Origin of the sequence: Geoalkalibacter ferrihydriticus DSM 17813, from assembly GCF_000820505.1 — a bacterium.
GTDB classification, from domain to species: Bacteria; Desulfobacterota; Desulfuromonadia; order Desulfuromonadales; family Geoalkalibacteraceae; genus Geoalkalibacter; species Geoalkalibacter ferrihydriticus.
This window is the reverse complement of sequence record NZ_JWJD01000001.1, coordinates 1,036,497-1,048,952: the sequence shown is the minus strand read 5'-3', so window position 1 is coordinate 1,048,952 and position 12,456 is coordinate 1,036,497. Positions and strand designations below refer to the sequence as shown.

The 12,456-nt window shown below is 59.5% G+C and carries 11 protein-coding genes; 2 read left to right on the top strand and 9 right to left on the bottom strand.

Going from position 1 to position 12,456, the window contains the following annotated elements:
• Window positions 1-79: 79 nt before the first annotated feature.
• Both ffh and GFER_RS04770 read right to left on the bottom strand, forming a co-directional pair.
• Window positions 80-1,429 (bottom strand): signal recognition particle protein, encoded by a 1,350-nt coding sequence (ffh, locus tag GFER_RS04775; RefSeq protein WP_040096518.1) that lies wholly within the window; start codon window positions 1,427-1,429, stop codon window positions 80-82.
• Window positions 1,430-1,552: 123 nt separating this feature from the next.
• Entirely contained in the window at window positions 1,553-1,828 is a 276-nt protein-coding gene (locus tag GFER_RS04770; RefSeq protein ID WP_040096516.1) for a DUF3343 domain-containing protein, read from the bottom strand.
• Window positions 1,829-2,030: 202 nt separating this feature from the next.
• On the opposite strand from GFER_RS04770, the gene GFER_RS04765 reads away from it, so the two are divergent.
• Together GFER_RS04765 and GFER_RS04760 are read left to right on the top strand one after the other, a co-directional pair.
• The gene (locus tag GFER_RS04765) at window positions 2,031-2,291 is read left to right on the top strand and encodes a hypothetical protein (protein WP_052445965.1); all 261 of its coding nucleotides are present in this window, start codon (window positions 2,031-2,033) and stop codon (window positions 2,289-2,291) included.
• Complete coding sequence (locus tag GFER_RS04760) at window positions 2,288-2,821, top strand: DciA family protein (RefSeq protein WP_040096514.1); 534 nt, start codon at window positions 2,288-2,290, stop codon at window positions 2,819-2,821. Before GFER_RS04765 ends, GFER_RS04760 begins: the two co-directional genes overlap by 4 nt.
• Here GFER_RS04760 and GFER_RS04755 read toward each other — a convergent pair.
• From GFER_RS04755 to GFER_RS17490, 7 genes are all read right to left on the bottom strand, one after another.
• The gene (locus GFER_RS04755; RefSeq protein ID WP_040096512.1) at window positions 2,788-3,543 is read right to left on the bottom strand and encodes a tRNA1(Val) (adenine(37)-N6)-methyltransferase; all 756 of its coding nucleotides are present in this window, start codon (window positions 3,541-3,543) and stop codon (window positions 2,788-2,790) included. The genes GFER_RS04760 and GFER_RS04755 overlap by 34 nt on opposite strands.
• A 171-nt stretch (window positions 3,544-3,714) precedes the next feature.
• Window positions 3,715-5,976: a hypothetical protein gene (locus GFER_RS04750; protein ID WP_040096510.1), complete on the bottom strand. Its 2,262-nt coding sequence runs from the start codon at window positions 5,974-5,976 to the stop codon at window positions 3,715-3,717.
• A gap of 327 nt (window positions 5,977-6,303) precedes the next feature.
• The gene (locus tag GFER_RS04745) at window positions 6,304-6,954 is read right to left on the bottom strand and encodes a cytochrome c3 family protein (RefSeq protein WP_040096508.1); all 651 of its coding nucleotides are present in this window, start codon (window positions 6,952-6,954) and stop codon (window positions 6,304-6,306) included.
• 273 nt (window positions 6,955-7,227) lie between these two features.
• Window positions 7,228-8,289, bottom strand: coding sequence for an NHL repeat-containing protein (locus tag GFER_RS04740; protein ID WP_040096505.1), 1,062 nt, complete (start codon window positions 8,287-8,289; stop codon window positions 7,228-7,230).
• Between the two features lie 41 nt (window positions 8,290-8,330).
• Window positions 8,331-9,326: a cytochrome c3 family protein gene (locus tag GFER_RS04735; protein ID WP_052445964.1), complete on the bottom strand. Its 996-nt coding sequence runs from the start codon at window positions 9,324-9,326 to the stop codon at window positions 8,331-8,333.
• A 124-nt stretch (window positions 9,327-9,450) separates the two neighbouring features.
• A complete protein-coding gene (locus tag GFER_RS04730; protein ID WP_040096503.1) occupies window positions 9,451-10,527 on the bottom strand; it encodes a 6-bladed beta-propeller in 1,077 nt (358 codons plus the stop codon).
• Window positions 10,528-10,592: 65 nt separating this feature from the next.
• On the bottom strand, window positions 10,593-12,218 hold the full coding sequence (locus GFER_RS17490) for a cytochrome c3 family protein (RefSeq protein ID WP_052445963.1): 1,626 nt from the start codon (window positions 12,216-12,218) through the stop codon (window positions 10,593-10,595).
• Window positions 12,219-12,456 lie beyond the last annotated feature (238 nt).

The window sequence follows — 12,456 nt, the reverse complement described above, 5'->3', positions numbered from 1 at the left end:
ACTCTGGGTTCTTTAACTTCTGCTTTTAATTATAGCCCGAATTGCACTGTCGGGCGAATCGCCCCCGGGCACGCCCTGTTCACATAAAGGGCCCGCCGCCGCGCATCAGGTTCTTCATCCCCTTGGGACCAAGTTTTTGCATTTTTTTCATCATCTTCTGCGCCTCGCTGAAGCGCTTGATCAGCACATTGATGTCGTGCACGGTCGTGCCGCTGCCCTTGGCGATGCGCATGCGTCGCGATCCGTTGAGAATGCGATGATCGCGGCGCTCCTGCGGCGTCATGGAGCTGATGATCGCTTCGATCTTCTTGAGTTCCTTGTCCGGCAGCTGCATGTCCTTGACCTGCTTCATCTGCTTTCCGGCGCCCGGAATCATCTTGAGAATCGACTCCATGGAGCCCATCTTCTTGATGGACTGGAGCTGGTCGCGAAAATTCTCGAGAGTGAAGCCCTCCTTGCGCAGGCGCTTCTCCATCTCGGCAGCGTTTTCCTTGTCGATGGCCGCCTCGGCCTTCTCGATCAGGGTCAGCACATCACCCATGCCGAGAATGCGTTGCGCCATGCGGTCGGCATGGAAAACATCCAGGGCATCAAGCTTTTCGCCCATACCCACAAATTTGATGGGCTTACCGGTGACTGCGCGAATGGACAGCGCGGCGCCGCCGCGGGCATCGCCATCAAGCTTGGTCAGAATGATACCGGTGACATCAAGACGCTCGTTGAAGCTCTGGGCGACATTGACGGCGTCCTGCCCGGTCATGGCATCGGCGACAAAGAGGATTTCGCGCGGCTTGAGTGAAGCCTTGATGCGGTCGAGCTCACCCATCAGCTCATCGTCGATGTGCAGACGGCCGGCGGTATCGAGAATCAGCGTATCAAAACCATTGAGTTCCGCATAGCGGCGCGCGTCCTCACAGATGCGCACCGGATCCTGCCCCGGCATCGATTCGTACACCGTTACCCCGAGCTGCCGGCCCAGGGTTTTGAGCTGATCGATGGCCGCGGGCCGATAAACGTCCGCAGGCACCAGCAGCGGGTTGCGCTTGTCGCGCCGCAGACTCAGGGCGAGCTTGCCACAGGTGGTGGTCTTACCCGAACCCTGCAGGCCGCACAGCATGATGGGCACCGGCGGGCGCGCCGTCAGATCGAGACGATTGTCGACCCCTTCGCCCATGAGCCGCGCCAACTCATCGCGCACAATCTTGATGACCTGCTGAGCGGGGGTGAGGCTTTTGAGGACTTCCTGACCCAGGGCGCGTTCACGCACCGCCGCCACGAAGTCCTTGACCACCTTGAAGTTGACATCGGCTTCAAGCAGAACAAGGCGCACCTCGCGCAGGGCCTCGCTGACATCTTCTTCCGTCAGGCGACCTTGCCCGCGCAACTTGCGGAAAACCGACTCAAGTTTATCGCTCAGGTTGTCAAACATGGACCAATCCGCTCACACAGAAAACAGGACAAAGCTGGAACTATAGAGAAGGCCCCATACCTTGTCAAGGAAAAAGCCGGAAGGCCGGACACTTGTTCCGGCCGGACGCCGCGGGGGAAGTTTTCAGCCGGGATTTCCGGCCGACGACAAGAGAAGTTCGTAGTCCCGGCCGCTGCGCCGATAGAGTTCCACCGGGTTCAGATCGGCCTCGGCGAGCACTTTCAGCACTCGCTCCCGCTCGGCGGGCACAAAGCGAATCGCCAGGCCGCAATCCGAACTCAGCTCGCGCGGGGTGGGGATCAACAGAATCTCGGCCCCAGCCTCTTTGAGTATCTTCTCGGCTTTCATTACCCGATGAATGCCATGAAAAATCGCCACGATGTCGTTGTCACGAACCATTTGCGCCACCTTCAGCATTCAGCCTTTTGCCACCAATACAGAATCGGGCGGCATGATGCCACTTTTAACCGGCGGATGCAAGGACGCAACGCGTTCAACGGTTGACTCCGCGCATCAAGTGAGAGTATTTTAGTCAGAAATATTCCGTCAAGCCGATTCATCCTTGGTCGCTTATCGTCTTTTCCATAGGATACGTGCCACCGTGATTTACGCTCAGACGCTTCCCCTTTCCACCCTGCTTATTTTTGCCCTGGGCGTCAATGTTCCCCTTGGCTATCTGCGTCAGGGCGCGCGCAAGTACTCCCTGGCCTGGTTTACCTACATCCACCTCTCCATCCCATTCATCATCATCTGGCGCCTGGCCGAAGGCCTGGGCTGGGAGATCGTGCCCTTCACTCTAGGCTGCGCATTGCTCGGCCAGTTTCTCGGCGGCATGCTGCGCCGCGGCAATCTCCGTCCATGACAAAAAGCGATCGCGGCCGCATGTTCCGGGCCCTGCCCTTGGGAGAGATCCTTGAGCAGGTGCTCAAGGAGCGCGGCCTGAGCGACCGGCTGCACAAATACCGCGCTTTTTCCTGCTGGGCACGGGCGGTCGGCCCCCAGGTCGCGGCCCAGACTCAACCCCTGCGCATTCGCGACGGCATCCTCGAAGTTCGCGTCGCCCACCCCGTGTGGATGCAACAACTGCAATTGCTCAAACCGCGCATTCTCGCACGCCTTGCCGAATATCTCGGACCCGGAGTCATCAACGATCTCTATCTGCGCCAGGGGCGCATCGAAAAGAATCCGTCCACCACCGGCGCGCCGACTCCTCTTGCATGGAAAAGCATCAAGCTCGGCCCTGCGGAAGAAGAGTATATCGCCGCCACCCTGGCAACCGTCACCGACCCCGATCTGCGCCGCAACATGGAGCGGGTCATGCGCCGCCAGGCCCAGGTCGAAAAAGCGCGACGCGAGGCTCAAAAGTCGTCAGCCGGTTCCTCTTCGTCGTAAATCGCCCGCACCTCGGCAGTGTAACCCTCTTCCGCAAAAACCACCAGCGGCGCCTCCAGCGCCAGTCCGGGGCGTCCGCCGCGTCGGCCCTCCACCAGCACCAGGCGCGCCGGCTCCCCGCCGCGCCCATGCACGCAGCGCAGCCGTTTGGGCTCCAGCCCGACGCGGCGCATGCCTTCGAGCAGATCGACCAAGCGCTCGGCCAGATAAACCACATAGAAGCGCCCGCCTGTGGCAAGCAAGGCCGCCGCCGCGCGCAAAAAATCCGCCAACCCACCCGCCAGCTCGTGACGCGCCGCCGCGCGCTCGCCCACCGGAGCCAGCCGGCCACTGCCCGGAGCACGAAATGGCGGATTGCTCACGACCACCGAAAACGAATGCGGTTCGAGCACCTCATCAACATGGCGCACATCGGCGGTGAGAATGCGAACGCGCGCCTCCAGCCCGTTGAGCACCACGCTGCGCCGTGCCCGCTCGGCCAACTGCGCCTGCACTTCAATCCCAACGATATGCTCAGCCGCCGTGCGGCGCGCCAGCACCAGGGCAATCACCCCTGAGCCCGTCCCCAGATCCACCACCCTCTCCCCCACCCCCACCCGCGCAAAGGCACAAAGCAAAATAGGGTCGAGGGAAAAGCGGTAGCCGTTTTTCTGCTGGAGAATTTTTAAGCCGCCGACGCGCAGTTCGTCGAGGGTTTCTTCGGAAAAGCTGTCCTTTGTCATTGGTCAGAAATCGTCAGTTGTCAGTTGTCAGTTGTCAGTTGTCAGTTGTCAGTTGTCAGTTGTCAGTTGTCAGTTGTCAGTTAAGAGATTAACGCTTTTCCTTTGCTTTTCACAACGGACAACGGACCACGGACTACTGACAAAAAAAATCCGGGTCTAAGCCCGGATTTTTCAGAACGTCTTCCTCGCCCGCATTTCCCAGCGGTGTTCCTTTCGCTCTGGGACAATTGCACCTTCGTCGCGGGTGCCGTAGGAGTAGTCGAGGGCGATTTGGAGTTTTTCCCAATTGATGCCGGCGGTGAGGTAGGTGGTGTAGATGGTGGTGTCCTCGGGCTCGAGGTAGCGGTAGCGCAGGCGCAGACCGAGCAGGGTGCGGATGCTGGGGAAGAATTCTCCCGACAAGGTCAGAGTGCGGGCCATGCGGGTATCGGCGAGGGGCGAATCAAGGCGCTCCCAGATGAATTCCTCGCCGAGCGCGTAGAGCTTGCGGCCCATGCCGCCGCGTTGAAAGTAATTGTAGCGCAACCGCTGCTCGACCAGATACTGATGGGAATCGCCGGCGTTGAGGGTCCGCCAGTCGTGATCGATGCGCAGGGAAGTTTCCACCGAGCGCACGGGAAAGTAGGCCATGTGCAGACGGGTTTCCAGGGTGCGCTTGGCTTCACCAGGCGAACTCGCGGCAAGAGCAGAGCCCGATCCGACCCCACCGGTGACCCGATGACTACCCATCACCAGGCGGTTTTGCAGGGTCGCGAGAAAGCGGCGCTGATCGTAGCGCAGGCGATGGCTGAGCATGGTGACTCCGTCCTCGCCGCTCTCATCCGAGAGAAAATCGTAGACCAACTCAAGGCGGCTGGTCAGACGCCGGCTGCTGCGATATTCGCCAAACCAGGTGGAGGTCGAGCGCAACACCGTACCGTCGCGCCGCTGTACGCCTTCGCCCGAAAGCAGCAGGCCGAGGTCGCTGCGCGGCAGGATGTATTCCGCCACGTTGCGATCCAGGTTACCGGTGCCGTAGAGGAATTCCTGCGTCAGTCCGGTGCGGTAATTGGGTGCAAGATCGGTTTCGATACGCCCGGTCAAAGTCTGCTCCCAGAAATCGACCCCGTCCCCGCTCACCCCTTCGCCGCCGAAATAAGCCAGAGAGTAGGCACTGAAGATATCGTACTGGGGCCGATGGGCGCGGTTGGTGAACAATTCGGCCAGGGCGCGTAACGCGACTCCCTCACCGCGATCGCCGGTCTTGCGTTCGGCGTCGAACTGGCCGGTGAGGCTCCAGGGCTGGCGTTGCAGGGCCTCAATGCGGTTGCTGAGAAACACCACCTCGCGCGTCGATTCCTCATCTGAGGCAAACAGCAGGCGATCCTCGCGGGCACCGATAAAACGCGTCCGCAGAGTGGTTTCCGGATCAAGGTTCTTGCTCACGTAAATTGGCACCGTGAGATCGCGCTGGAGGCTGGTTGCCGTGCTGTCGCGGCGAAAGGTGGTGAAGTTGGCGACCTCCCAGCCTTTGCGCCGCGCCACAGTGAAAGCATTGAGATCGTAACGGCGGTCGGGTTCACGTCCGCCGGCCGACATGCTACTTGTGGAATAAGTGCCGTCGACGGAAAATTCGATCCAGTTGGTCAACCGCACCCAGCGACGCTGCAAGGTATGGTCGATGGTGCCGATGATATAGGCCTTTTCGATGAAATCGTTGTTGGGGTTGATGAAATCCTTGTGGTCGAAGACCCGATAGTGAAACCAGTTGTCCTTTTTGTTCAAGGAGACGAAGGCCAGGTTGCGATCACGGTAATGCTGGGGGGTAAATCCCTTGAGGTCACGTACATAGTGCTGCCGATAGTCGATGAGCAGGCGTGGCGCATGGGCGAGAACATCGCGATACATGCCCTCATAGTCGCCACTGGCCGAGCCGAGCATGAGAGTGAGGCCGGTCGTGTTTTGCTGACCGTTGTGAATACCGACCACCGCATTTTGCGCCCCCAGACCCTCGGAGCCGAGACTCTCAAACAGGCCTCCAGGAGATGCGGTGGAAAAGGTCGAACGATGCAGGTCGTGGGAATAGAGATGCAGATGCAGGGGCAGGCCGCCGGGGGCAATGAGGATATCGCCCTGGTAGAGGATCTTATCGAGACTGACATCGGTGCTTTCGCCGTTGATGGAGCCATCAAGCGCTGTCCACTCGTAACCCAGGGCCAGGTTGTAATTACCGGCGCGGCCGCGGGCAAGATCACCGGCCGTGCGGTACAACAGGGAGTACTGCTGCGCAAACCAGGACGCATCGAGGACTTTTTCGCCCCGCTCTTTGGCTGAGTGGGCGCCATAACGCCATTCCAGCGAACCGTCCAGTTCGCCGCGCACGGCATGGGTCGTCAGCGGCGCAAAGCCGACACAGACCAAAATCAAAAGGATGACACGCAGCCAAAGGATCATCGTCTCGTGGTACCTGCCTCAGGTATGCAAAAAAAAGAAAGTCCTTAGCCGTATTTGCAACAATCATTCCGAAAAAAACAATCCTTAATCAGATGTTTTTCAAAAACAGAATCCAATCTTATTTCTTCAATCTCTGCGTTTTGGCGGGGCCCTTACGCTGTTGCGCGGCATTCACTCTTCCGGCCGGCGAAACCCAAAAAGCTTCCCCCAGGGCAGGGCGGCGCCACAATCACCTTCATTAAATGTCAATTCCTATTTGCGGCACTTGCAACATAAAAAAAGCGGAGGCCATGGCCTCCGCTTTGAAAAGCTCGATTCAGGTGCAAGTCATTTGTCGTGACAGGCGAGACAGAGGCTTGACCCGCTGTTGTCCATGGCAAGAAATGGCTGATGGGTGTTGCTGTGCACATCATGGCAGGAGGCACACCACATGACCCCGTCGAAGAACCGTATACCCGCCGGTGCAGCGCGCAAACCCGCATCGTCTCCTTGCGCGGCGGCGTAATTCATGCCGATGGGGTGGTCATTGGTCAACATATTCGTCGCGTCGAACAAATTAGCAGCGCCGGAAACGGTGTCGACGCCGTTCAAAAAAGTCGGCTGCACCCCGCCTGGGGGATTGACCAGACCGCTGGCCATGCTTGACCCGTCGTGGCAGGACAGACAGAGCCGCGCATCGGAACCGTTGATCTCGGCAAGCACGGCAGCCGGTTTCGAGGCATCGGTCAGCGAGGGGCTGTCGTAAAGATCCGCCACGTCAAGCGCGCCCCCAATTCCCCTATTCCATAGCGGCGCATTATCCACGGATGTCGAGGCGGCGTGCGGCGTGTGGCAGAACACGCACAGATCGTCGACATTGTCCGACCTGATCGTGGCAGAACTGCTCGAGGACAAGTCATGCGGCGTATCCCTGATACTTGCCGCAGCCGGGGTGGCGAACAGAGCCAGAGCCACCGCTAAAGAAAAAACCCTCTTCATTTGTCAACCTCCTTGTTGTTGGTGTCGGCGCTTTCAAAAAGCCCGACAGTTTATGTTCCCTGACCTGGCTAGACCCCTGTCGCTAAGCGCAACTGCGACCAAGATGCTTGAAAAAGATTCAAATTCCCGTTACTGAAAACTCCTATTAAGCAAAATTAATGCCAGCCTTACGTCTGCGGCTTTTCGGCCTATGTGCCCCTGATTCAAAAATTCATTCCGCAAAATCACCCTGGGCATTTACGTGTTTTGGCAACCCTCTTTCGAGCTTTGACGTTATCGCTCCCCCGGCGAAGCTCCTGAAGACTCGCCGAAGGGGTTAGAGCGCAAATATTCTTCAGAGAAATATCGCCAATGCACGAAGCGCCGGTTAAGGCTGTCCGTAATGTAAATTTGGTCGTTCCCGTCAATGGCGAGGGACACCGGCATGCTGAAACCTACCGGACTGATGGTGGGCTTGCCGCCCGTGAACAGCAGCAAATCGCCCTCGGGCCTGTAGGTGATCAGCGCCGCTTTTCGCGTATCAACCACATGCAGGTTGCCGTCACTGTCGAAGGCGAGGTCTTTGGGCATCTCGAAATTCCATTGGCGATTGCCGCGCTCGCCGAAAGCATAAAGAAACTGACCCTCGGCATCGAACACTTGAATGCGCGCATTGAACTGATCGGCGACAAACAGGCGATCCTTATCGTCGATAGCCATCCCTTGGGGGGAGTAAAACTCTCCATGCCCGCTCCCATGATGGCCAAAGCTGAATAAGTGCTCTCCCTGCATATCAAAAACCGCAATGCGGTGACCCGCCCCATCGGACACGTAAATTCGTTCCAGTCGTTCGTTGATGGCAAGCTTTACCGGTCTCTCGAAGATCTCTTCATCTCCAAAGGCGAACAAAGGGCGGTGAGACGCCGAGAAAACCAGAACCTTGCGCGTGCCTCCCTCGGCGATGTAGACGTTTCCGGAGCTGTCCACTTCCACCCCCAGCACCCCTTGAAAGCGGCGGCCATCAGCGAAAGGACGAACGATGCGCCGGTTGAAATCAAAAACCCTGACTATGCGCTTATCGGCATCGGAGACATAAACCAGCCCTTTTCCATCGGTCGCAATACCCAAGGGGCGTCCGAAATAATCCAGGCCCGCGTTGCCCATGGCGCTTTGCACCAGGGATTCCCCCCTCGATCTGGGAAAGTCCGCTTCGGAATAATAGACCCCAAGCCACTCAAGGCGCGGCGTATCTGGCAATGGCGGCCAGAGTACGCGAGGCGGTTCCGGCTTGGCGCAACCGCTCATGAAGCCCACCGCGACCATTAAAAAAATCACTTTCCACAGCCGACGTTTCATCTTTTTTCTCCCTGGAATAAATGCCGACGAATCAGACTCCGTCATTTCTGGTGACACAGGTTGCACAGACCGAATTTGGTTTGCGCTCCACCCTGGAACAAAAACTGCGTGTCGCCCCCATGGGGGTCGTGACAGCTGACGCAGGAAAACTCCTTGCGCTCATCCAAGGGGTTCACCGGCCCGCTCAGGGGATGGGGCTTGCCGCCGATGCCGCGCACCACATGCGTGCCCTGATCGAGCCCTTCGTGGCAGGCCAGACACACTTCGTTGGGTTTGGCGCGCAAAAATCCGGAATGATCCGATGAATGGGGATCATGGCAGATGGTGCACAGCCCCACGCCAACGGGCCCATGGGCGAAGCGCCGCTGTTCGAACTCCTCGACTTTTCCGATATGGCAGCTGTTGCACAGCTCGGCTTCACTCGCCACCAGGCGGTGGCGGTTGGGTTCGCTGTCTTCGAGATGGCAAACGCTGCACTCCCAGACCCCGGCCGGACCGTGGACGTGCTTCTTGTCGAGTAACCCCTGATGGCAGTCGCCGCAGGCGTTGGTGGCGGCGGTATCGCCGCGCCGCACAGCCGGAACCGGCTGCATGAGGTGGCAAGGCGCACACAGGGCCTCGCCTTCAGGGGTGTGCATGACAAAGGGCTCGAAGCCCTTGGGCGGAATGGCGCTGAGATCGCGCAGATAGACGATGTTGGCCGCCTCGCGCGCCAACCGTCGCCCTTCGCGAAAACCGGCCACCACGATCTGGTTGTTGCCGGGGCGCCAGTTGGGCAGCAGGATGATGATGTCGCCAAACGCATTGCGATACACCTCGTCGCTGATGTCGATGAGGTCGCTCTCGGTGCCGTTCAGAGTGACCGTCACCCCGGTGATCTGAGGATCGCCGGTCTTGAGAATCAGGTAGTTGGACTTGGTCACATAGGTGCGATCCGCCGGGTAGACGATCTGCAACGCCATGGCCGGCGCGGCAAGCAGCAACAGCCCCAGAAGCAGGGCGGTGCAGAAGATGTTTGTTGCGAATCGTCTGTTCACGTTAACTCCCAAAGTCCTTTTCACCGCAGAGGACGCTGAGTCCGCGGAGTAAAAACAAGAGCAGGGCAAGACTTCTCTTGCTGGTCTCCGCGCCCTTTGTGTCTCCGCGGTGAACCCGTTCGATTTATTTCGCCGCTGCCTCGCCCGGCCTGATGGGATGCGCGGCGAGCCATTCATCGTTGATGTATTGAAAGCGGTGCACCATGCGATTCAGACCGTCGACGACGTAGATGCCGCCCGCTGGGTCGGCGTCGATGCCGCCAGGCAGCAGAAAGCCCCCCGGCGCCACACCGTCTGCCGCCGAGTGCTTGGCGCCGAGAGTAAGCAGGTGGCGCCCTTCAAGGTCAAAGACCACAAAGCGGTGGGCGCGCGCGTCGGTGACGTAAACATGACCTTCAGGGTCGACGGCCAACGCCTTGGGAATCTGAAACGAACCCAGGGCCGTGCCGCGCTCGCCGAACAGGCGCAGAAACTTGCCCTCGCCGTCGAAGACCTGCACACGCGCGTTGAGAGAGTCGAGCACATAGAGATTGCCCTGCGCATCCAGATCCACGTCCAGAGGGTAGTTGAAACCGCCCGGTCGGTTGCCCCGCCGCCCCAGGCGCTGCACCAGGTTTCCATCGGCGTCGAGGCGGGTCAAGCGGTGCTGCTGGGGCTCGGCCGTCCAGATACGCGCCCCGTCAGGGGAAACGGCGAGCCCGGCGGGATTTTCCAGATGTCCCTGCCCGAGACTGCGCAGTTTGCGGCCATCGGGTCCAAACACGAAAATCTGGTGGGCGTGGATGTCGCTCACGTAAACCAATCCCTGGGCGTCCACCGCCAGGCCGTGAGGCAGGCGAAAGCCAAAAGGTTGACCGTTCTCATCCTGCAGAACGCGGGTCTCGAAGCGATTCAGATCAAAGACATGCACGCGGCGACTTTCGGCATCGGAGACGTAGAAGCGTCCCTTACCATCGGAGGCCACATCCACGGGCCGAGAAAACAGCGGTCGCGGCCTCTCGCGACCCAGAATCGCCTCACTGATGCGCGCCGGCGCGCCGCGCCGCACATCTTCGGCCTTTTCGTAAAAGTCAAGATATTCGATGCGCGCTTCACTGGTGTCCGGCGGCCAGAAAAAGCGCTGACGATCCGGCTGCGCCGGCGCGCAGGCACCCAGCAGCGCCAGCGCGGCAAAAACCACCATCCAGCGCCAAACAGCCATTCCCTTCCGCCCTTTTGGTCGGTCCGTGTAAATCCGGGCAGGTTCGTTTCTGTCCCTGTACCCTCTCACGGCCAATACCTCACCGGCTTCACCCGGTCATAAGTCTTGGGCTTGTGGCAGCCGACAAAGCAGGTGGCACCGGTGTCGTGCTGCTCAAAACGAATGGGTATCTCCCAGGCGCCGAAACCGGGAATGCGGCTTTTGATAAGCTTGGGCTGGTCGGCGCCGTGTATCCCGTGGCAGCTTTTACAGGTGCGGCTTTTCACCGGTCGATTGACATGCAAATAGTGCAGGTTCGCGTCGCCGTTGCGAAATCCCGTCAGATCGGCAGTGCGCTCATAAATAAAAGCCTGATGATCGTGGCAGGCAAAGCACAAATCGTAATTGCCGAGATGGAAGTCGGTGTAGAACTCTTCCGGGTAGTAAATATTGAGCAGCGGTTCATAAGGGGCGCCATGAGGATTGTGACAGATCCAGCATTCTCCGATATCCACCGGGCCATGCCCGAAAGCGGCGTCGTTGACCGTCTGAGCCATGGGCGTATGGCAATCGAAGCAGAGCTGAGCGCCGGGTTCGTGGAGCAGTTTGTGATGCCCGGTGCCATGGGGGTCATGGCAAACGGCACACCCCTCATCGGCGACCACGCTATGGTGCGACTTGGCCTCGGCCACCTGGCGTCCGATATCGCCGTGACAACTGATGCACAGGTCGTCGCCCACGGCGGGCAGCATGGCCGCCGCCTGGTCGCCGTGCGGATCGTGACATTCAACGCAACCCTGCACCAACACGGGGTGCAGATTGTCCATATCGCGCAAGGATTCCATGTCGGCATGGCAATAAAGGCACAGCTCATTGCCCGCGGCGGGCAGCGAAAAAGCATGAGCCGATCCATGCACGTCGTGGCAGGCGGTGCAATCGCCCTCGCGTACCGGGGTGTGCTGCACCGGCGCGCCCTGCTGGCCACTGTGGCATTGCGCACAGAATTGCGCGCCGCGCGACGGCAGCATTCCTTTTTCCTTGCCACCGTGCGCGCCATGACAAGCCGTGCACTCGCCCTGCCCCACGGGGGTGTGCAAATGCTGCTTGTCGCGCGTGACGCCACTGTGGCAGCGCAAGCACAGGTCGCCGCCGGGGGCGATGAGCAGGGCTTCGCCATAACCGGAATGAGGCCGGTGGCACAGGGTGCAGGTGCCAGCCTTGACCGGCCGATGGGGAGCCGCGAAGGCATCTGCCGGATTGTCGTGGCAGCTCAGGCAGAGCCGCGACGCAGGCTGGGCAAGCATGCCGGCATTGGACCCGCCATGGGGATCGTGGCAACTTGTGCAGCCCATGGCCAAGGCTGAATGTGCATTCTCATGGCGGCCACGCGGATCGGCATGGCAAAGCAGACAAAGGTCATCGCCCTCGGCCGCCAGACCCATCCTTGCGCCACCCTGGGGGTGCTTGCCCGCGCTCGGCTGGTGACAACTCAGACACTCGCCGATGGCCACCGGACCGTGCAGATGCCGCGATTTGCCCAGATCACCATGGCATTCGGCGGTTAGGCAACCACCGGCAAAAGCCGCGGCCTCAACCGCTGGGACCAGAGCCGGGAGCAACACCAACCCCAACAAAAATAGCGACGGCAGCAGGAAGATGCGCCGTGCCCTGGCAAAACCGCGCCGAACTGCAAGCACCGGGAAATCGTTCATTAACCAAAATTCCTGTCAATTATCTGATTAACATTCGACAATCTCTCTCATGGCCATACAAAATACATGCCGTTGCAGATGGGTCATTCCGACAAATGCTTTTTCACCGCCGAGAGCGCGAAGCACGCAGAGTAAGGCTCGAGACGGCCTAAAAACCAAGGTTCTCGCACTGATTTTCTCAGCGATCTTCGCGCTCTCGTCGGTAAATTTTTTTCGGTCTGTCAAAAATCAGGCAGGC

What these genes read in the sequence shown, in the direction of transcription:
- ffh (WP_040096518.1), bottom strand. Translation starts at nt 1,429, where the DNA reads ATGTTTGACAACCTGAGCGATAAACTTGAGTCGGTTTTCCGCAAGTTG.
- GFER_RS04770 (WP_040096516.1), bottom strand. Translation starts at nt 1,828, where the DNA reads ATGGTTCGTGACAACGACATCGTGGCGATTTTTCATGGCATTCATCGG.
- GFER_RS04760 (WP_040096514.1), top strand. Translation starts at nt 2,288, where the DNA reads ATGACAAAAAGCGATCGCGGCCGCATGTTCCGGGCCCTGCCCTTGGGA.
- GFER_RS04755 (WP_040096512.1), bottom strand. Translation starts at nt 3,543, where the DNA reads ATGACAAAGGACAGCTTTTCCGAAGAAACCCTCGACGAACTGCGCGTC.
- GFER_RS04750 (WP_040096510.1), bottom strand. Translation starts at nt 5,976, where the DNA reads ATGATCCTTTGGCTGCGTGTCATCCTTTTGATTTTGGTCTGTGTCGGC.
- GFER_RS04745 (WP_040096508.1), bottom strand. Translation starts at nt 6,954, where the DNA reads ATGAAGAGGGTTTTTTCTTTAGCGGTGGCTCTGGCTCTGTTCGCCACC.
- GFER_RS04740 (WP_040096505.1), bottom strand. Translation starts at nt 8,289, where the DNA reads ATGAAACGTCGGCTGTGGAAAGTGATTTTTTTAATGGTCGCGGTGGGC.
- GFER_RS04730 (WP_040096503.1), bottom strand. Translation starts at nt 10,527, where the DNA reads ATGGCTGTTTGGCGCTGGATGGTGGTTTTTGCCGCGCTGGCGCTGCTG.
- GFER_RS17490 (WP_052445963.1), bottom strand. Translation starts at nt 12,218, where the DNA reads ATGAACGATTTCCCGGTGCTTGCAGTTCGGCGCGGTTTTGCCAGGGCA.